Below are 5703 nucleotides of genomic sequence, written 5' to 3'. Positions count from 1 at the left end.
TTTAATGCGACAAGACCTATTTCGCCAGCAGCTCCTTTACCGCGGCGACCATTTCATCGACGGAGCCGAACGAGGAAGTGTTTAAGAGATACTTGCCGCTCACGACGAACGCTGGCACGCCTGAAATCACCGCGACCTCGTAGCCCGCGTCCCACTGCGCGAGCAGAGCCTGCGCCTTTTTGCTAGCCAGCGCCGCTTCATATTCGCTCATGCTCACGCCCGCGGCATCCAGCGCGGTTTTGATGAACCTTTGTTTATCACTGCCGCTGCCAAAATCGTCCTTTTTGTCGTGGATCGCTTTGTAAATCGCGAATTTCGCCTTTTTAAATTTCGACTCGTCGCTTAGCGGGCTCACATCGTCCTTTTCATCAAGCACGATGAGGGCTGCGAATATACCGCTCGCCGTCTGTCCGAACACACCCTTGGTCTTTAGATGCCACGGCAAAAACTCCGTCCCCTCAAGCTTTTTCATCAGCTGCGGCGTGACCGTCCTATCGAACGCATAGCAGTGCGGGCACTCGTAGTTAAAAATTTTAACGACACTGTTTTTCGGCACATTTAGCGGCTTTTGCAGCACTTGATAATTAACGCCCACCTCCAGCGCGTTTGCACCCGAGCCGAGCAGGCAAACGGCGGCTAAAGCTTTAAAAAATTTAGCGATTTTCATAAAATTCCTTTGCGGTAAATTTTAAAGATTGTATAAAATAAAGGGTAAATTTGAGATTAAGCGGACAAAGGCAAGGCGGCTCCCACAGAAAATATATAAAATAGCAGGCTACGCCATCACGCCGCTTGAGCGAGCAGGCTAATTTATCGCCGCAAGCTCTATTTCTGATCTCGTTCAGGTTTAAATTTAATAGCAAGGATTGCATGCTCGCGGCTTAATTTTAAAGCATGCAATCGCTTTAATTCAATAAATTTTTACTTATCAAAGGCATGGATTATCCACTTTACGCGCTCAGGATCTGCATGGTCGAAAAACAGCGTCTTATCAGTATCAAGCGCAGCGATGGCAGCCATATCATCAGGCGCAAGCGCAAAATCAAAAATGTCGAAATTTTGCTTTATCCTCTCGATTTTAACGCTTTTTGGAATGACGATGATGCCGCGCTGAATTAACCAGCGCAAAATAACTTGAGCTGAGCTTTTACCGTATTTTTCACCGATACCGCTTAGTACGGCATTTTTAAATATATCGTTTTTACCCTCGGCGAAGCTAGCCCACGACTCAAACGCGATGCCGTAGCCATCAAGCACGCGCTTTAACACTTCACGCTGATAAAACGGATGACACTCAAGCTGATTTACCGCAGGGATGACGCCGCTGTTTTCGCACAGATCGACGATCCGATCAGCGTAGAAGTTGCTAACGCCGATAGAGCGAATGCGACCCTCATCGCGCAAACGTTTCATCGCTCGCCACGAGCCGTAAATATCGCCATATGGCTGATGAATAAGATAAAGGTCGAGGTAGTCAAGCCCCAACTTTTTCATTGATACATCAAAGGCCTTTAGCGCGCGCTCCTCGCCTGCGTCGTTAATCCAAAGCTTAGTAGTGATAAACAGCTCCTCGCGCTTTAACCCGCCTGCAAGAGCCGTCTTAATTGCTGCACCCACGCTTTCTTCATTGAAATACGCCTTTGCCGTATCGATGCTGCGGTAGCCGACCGAGATCGCATCCTCAACGCACCTTTGCGTCTCTTTCGGATCTACCTGAAATACGCCAAATCCCAAAATCGGCATCTTATTGCCGTCGTTTAAGCTTACAAATTCTATTTTAGCTCCTTTGCTAAAAAATTCATCTTATATAAAATTTAAAATTTCGCGCTTAAGTCGTAAAATTATACTCGCACCAAAGCAGTAGGTGGAATTTAAAAGCCAAATTCCACTTGCCGTAAAATTTTTAATAATCAAAGATATTCGGATCGATCACCATCGCACGGTAGGCTACGTCGTCTCTTGACGCAGACTCCACGTCCATCTCAAATTTGACGTCGTTGCTCTTCGGATCGATCTCCACGAGCACCATTTTGATCGTTTTATCGGGCTTTAGCAGATAGACATTCGAGCTTGAGATGAAGTACGTGCTTTTATCCTTTTGCCATTCCACGACGCTAGTAACCGCGCTGTAAAAGTCAAATCCGCGCTCCTTGCCAAACTCCCACGTCTGCTCGACCGTACCCTTTTTCTCGTCGATCTTGTACTCGACCGCGCGTGAGTATTTTTCCTCTTTTAGCGCAGGCTGCTCCATGCCGCGACCGTCGCCGTTGTCAAATACGCTGATGTACTTTACAGAGCCCTTGTTATCGTAGCGCGGAGTGAGCCACGCGGTGTGCTGCGTCCACGACCAGTCGAAATCGCCCTCGCATTTTGAGTTTTCGCATTTGATTTTGTTGCCGTTTTTATCGACGGGCACTAACACTTTTTCTTTAAAGTCCGCGCTCCAGCCCTCAGGCGATGCGAGGATCCATTTTACCTTTTTGTCGCGGCCGATCTTAACAATGCCTTGGTGGCGAAGCGAGAGGATGATACCGTCGTCGCTAGGGTCATATGAGATGGAATTTACGTGCGCCCAGTTGCGTCCCGTGCCGGTCGAGGTCACGTCGCCAAAAGGCAGATCGTCGCTGATTTTGATCTCTTTGGCGTCCATGTCGATATTTAGGCACACGGCGCGAGCGTCAAGAGCCTTGATTAGGCTACTGCGGTAGACGTTTTTGCCGAAAATTTCATTCAGATCCCACTCGTCCACGACCTTGCCGCTGCCGTCCACTTCGATGATGTGATCTCTGATCGTATGCGAAATTCTGCCGTCAGGATGATGGTAGTTATATTTACCGACGCGAAGCAGCAAGTGATCGCCTTTAAGCGGCATCACCTCATGACTAAGGTCGATGTAGCCGCGCGGCAGCTCGCGGTTATACACCTCTTTGCCCATCATATCGTAGCGCATATATCGCTGCGCCATGCCCCAGCTCAGATCGCCGTTTGGCAGCTGATGAAAGCCCATCATCATGCCGCCGTCCATCACTCTGCGCTCGCTACGGTCGTAAAATTTCTGATAGTCTAGATACCATCTGACCTCGCCCTGCGTATCGACGACGAAATTTTCTGTGAAATCATTCCAGCTAGCCGCACCGCCGTTTTTCCAATCAAGCGGCTTATAAACGCTCGTGATCGTGTTGTTGATGAGATAGAGCCTGTTTTTAAACGCGGGATCGACCTTTTTAACCTTCATCTTTTGCATGTGGCTAAATCTATAATCGCGGCTATACGTCACGATCGGCTGAGCGTAAATTTTATACTTTTCGACCTTCTTTTCGCCGTTAAAAACGTAGCTTACTTCGACCTCGTTTAGATAGTCCGGATACAGCCCCCAGATCGGCACGCCGTCGTGCGTCAGCAGCGCATGCTCGGAGACGTTATAGGCGATGTCAATGCCGCCGCCAGGTTTACCCAGCACCCGCACGTGGATATCCTTGATGTCCTTGCCCGCCCTATCGATGACGGCCGTTAGAGGCGCCACGTCGTATGGGTTGATAAACACCGAGCCAAGCTCGCCCTGGGTTTTTACCTGATGCGCCAAAACGCCCGCACTCGCAGTCTGCGGCACCGCTATAAACGCGCCGCCCACCAAGGCCGCAGCCAAAACGATAGAACCGAAAAAATTCTTACGCATATTCGCTCCTTTTGGGTAAATTTATCTAATTTTACTACTACCAAGTCACATAATAATCATACTAGCTTTAAATCAAATTTAAAGTTAAATTCTAATATATCTACTTAAATTTTAGAACGCAAGCGAGACGGGTAACAGGCTAAAATTTGATATAATTAGCCCTGCTTTATCAAATTTAAGGAGAGAAAATGCCATTCGTAAATATAAAAGTAGCCGCTCCAGAGCCTACAAAAGAGCAAAAAAAGCAAATCATCGCCGAGATTACGGACACGCTAGCACGCGTATTAGACAAAGACCCAGCCGCAATACTCGTGATGATCGAAACGCTCAGTATGGACAGCATCGGTAAAAGCGGTCTAAGTCTTGAGGAGATCAAACAAAATAAAGAGAAAAAATGAGCGAATTTTTATAGGATTTTGAGTCAAAAATCACGCTCGCAGCGGGCGATACTTGCGCCGCTAAGCGGTCTAAATTTACCAAACACGCAGGCGGGCAGCAGTTTAAAAATCGCCGCCGCAAGCCGCTCTAGCGGGCGAGCATCCGATCTCTCGCCGAGGATTATCGGCAGATGAGCGATCTGGAAGGTCCTCAAAGCCAAGCTCGCTCACGCGCCGCTCGATCTGCCTTTTGGCACGCAGATAAAAGCTTAGCAAGCCCTCGTTCGCACCCGGAGATGATACGAGCACGAAGCGCCGCGCGCCCGCTGCTTTGCCCCACTTCGCCGCCGCATAGACGTAGTCCTCATCTACGCGCAAAAACGCCTCGTGCGAGCCCGCCTGCTTCATCGTCGTGCCCAGCGCGCAAAAAATTTCGTCAAATTTATGCGGCGCAATATCTGAGATACCCTCAAAATCAATGATCCGCGCGCGAAGCTTAGGGTGGCAAAAGCCTATCTCGCGGCGCGTCCATACTTCTACCTCATCGTAACCCTGGCTCTCGCAAAGCTCGCGCACCAGCTCCCTGCCTACGACGCCCGTAGCGCCTAGCACTAAGGCGGATTTTCCCATTTTCACTCCTTAAATTTCTTTAAATTTTACCGCACTTTGAGGTCAAATTTAGCTCAGGCGCTACGTTACGCGAAATTTTATACCGCGTATCGTCCACACGGCGCGGCTCATCGTACGATCTATAAATGCGTAAAATTCAAAGGCGCCTGCCTGCGCAGCTTGTCGCTACGAAGCTAATCAAGTCCTGCTCGCACGTAAAGAAGCAACTTAACAGCGCAAGCTATAAGTGAGCTTGCGCCTCACCCGATCCGCTATTTGGCGGCTGCTATATAATTAAATTTCGGTTCGCTAAGTTTAAATTCGAAGCTAGCCAAATCCACCTCTCCGATGCATGCATCGCTATAGTAAAGCGTGAGCAAAAATTCTGCCGTTTGTTCGCTGCTGTGGTATTGCGAAAACGCCGCATCGTAATCAAATCCGCGCTTTCCCGAAGCTACGTCGCAAAACTCGCTTTTAGTAGCGGCGGGCGCTAGAACTTTAGCCTGCATTTTGGCGTCTTTATCCTGCGCCAGCTCTCGGTGCAAGCCCTCCGTAAAGGCGCTTACGAAAAATTTTGTAGCGCAATACGGCACGACGCCGGGCGCCAGAAAATAGCCGCCCACGGAGGAGATGTTTATAAGCTGAGTTTGTTTGCGTTTGTAATCTCGCGTAAATAAGCTCGAAAGTATCGCGAGCGCGGTTACGTTTAGGTCTATCATTCTTACCGTTTTTTGTAAATCCTGCTCTCCCACTAAACCAAAATCCCCAAAGCCAGCGTTATTTATGAGCGCCTTTAGCTCGTAGCTTTTTAGCTCGTCCCAAAGCGCTAGGACGTTCTCGCTGCGCGCAAGGTCGCAAATTTTAATCACGACGTCTGATTTGGGCGCGATCTGCGCGATCTCGTCCTTTAAGCTTTGCAGAAGCTCCGCTCTGCGCGCGATTAAGATCAAATTTTCTCCGCGCCCAGCAAACGCCTTTGCCGTAGCCGCTCCGATACCCGAACTTGCGCCGGTGATGACGATATATTTTTTCATTTTCTAT

Annotated in this window: 6 protein-coding genes; 1 reads left to right on the top strand and 5 read right to left on the bottom strand. The window is 49.0% G+C overall.

Annotated elements, in window-relative coordinates; translation table 11 throughout:
• Positions 1 to 16: 16 nt before the first annotated feature.
• From Q0256_RS09585 to Q0256_RS09575, 3 genes are all read right to left on the bottom strand, one after another.
• Positions 17 to 667, bottom strand: coding sequence for a thiol:disulfide interchange protein DsbA/DsbL (locus tag Q0256_RS09585; RefSeq protein WP_297962506.1), 651 nt, complete (start codon positions 665 to 667; stop codon positions 17 to 19).
• A gap of 254 nt (positions 668 to 921) precedes the next feature.
• The gene (locus Q0256_RS09580; RefSeq protein ID WP_297962504.1) at positions 922 to 1743 is read right to left on the bottom strand and encodes an aldo/keto reductase; all 822 of its coding nucleotides are present in this window, start codon (positions 1741 to 1743) and stop codon (positions 922 to 924) included.
• A 160-nt stretch (positions 1744 to 1903) separates the two neighbouring features.
• Positions 1904 to 3676, bottom strand: coding sequence for an aryl-sulfate sulfotransferase (locus Q0256_RS09575; RefSeq protein WP_297962502.1), 1773 nt, complete (start codon positions 3674 to 3676; stop codon positions 1904 to 1906).
• 188 nt (positions 3677 to 3864) lie between these two features.
• On the opposite strand from Q0256_RS09575, the gene Q0256_RS09570 reads away from it, so the two are divergent.
• A complete protein-coding gene (locus Q0256_RS09570; RefSeq protein WP_297879942.1) occupies positions 3865 to 4074 on the top strand; it encodes a 4-oxalocrotonate tautomerase family protein in 210 nt (69 codons plus the stop codon).
• Positions 4075 to 4176: 102 nt separating this feature from the next.
• On the opposite strand, the gene Q0256_RS09565 is transcribed toward Q0256_RS09570, so the two are convergent.
• Both Q0256_RS09565 and Q0256_RS09560 read right to left on the bottom strand, forming a co-directional pair.
• Positions 4177 to 4683 (bottom strand): NAD(P)H-binding protein, encoded by a 507-nt coding sequence (locus Q0256_RS09565; protein ID WP_297962500.1) that lies wholly within the window; start codon positions 4681 to 4683, stop codon positions 4177 to 4179.
• A 251-nt stretch (positions 4684 to 4934) separates the two neighbouring features.
• A complete protein-coding gene (locus tag Q0256_RS09560; RefSeq protein WP_297962498.1) occupies positions 4935 to 5696 on the bottom strand; it encodes an SDR family oxidoreductase in 762 nt (253 codons plus the stop codon).
• Positions 5697 to 5703 lie beyond the last annotated feature (7 nt).

This window comes from uncultured Campylobacter sp., assembly GCF_937949835.1.
In the GTDB taxonomy this organism is placed as follows: domain Bacteria; phylum Campylobacterota; class Campylobacteria; order Campylobacterales; family Campylobacteraceae; genus Campylobacter_B.
This window is presented reverse-complemented; position numbering and strand designations above follow the sequence as displayed.

Bases quoted from the DNA above. Each gene is read 5' to 3' on its own strand.
- Q0256_RS09585 (WP_297962506.1), bottom strand. From the start codon at position 667: ATGAAAATCGCTAAATTTTTTAAAGCTTTAGCCGCCGTTTGCCTGCTC.
- Q0256_RS09580 (WP_297962504.1), bottom strand. From the start codon at position 1,743: ATGCCGATTTTGGGATTTGGCGTATTTCAGGTAGATCCGAAAGAGACG.
- Q0256_RS09575 (WP_297962502.1), bottom strand. From the start codon at position 3,676: ATGCGTAAGAATTTTTTCGGTTCTATCGTTTTGGCTGCGGCCTTGGTG.
- Q0256_RS09570 (WP_297879942.1), top strand. From the start codon at position 3,865: ATGCCATTCGTAAATATAAAAGTAGCCGCTCCAGAGCCTACAAAAGAG.
- Q0256_RS09565 (WP_297962500.1), bottom strand. From the start codon at position 4,683: ATGGGAAAATCCGCCTTAGTGCTAGGCGCTACGGGCGTCGTAGGCAGG.
- Q0256_RS09560 (WP_297962498.1), bottom strand. From the start codon at position 5,696: ATGAAAAAATATATCGTCATCACCGGCGCAAGTTCGGGTATCGGAGCG.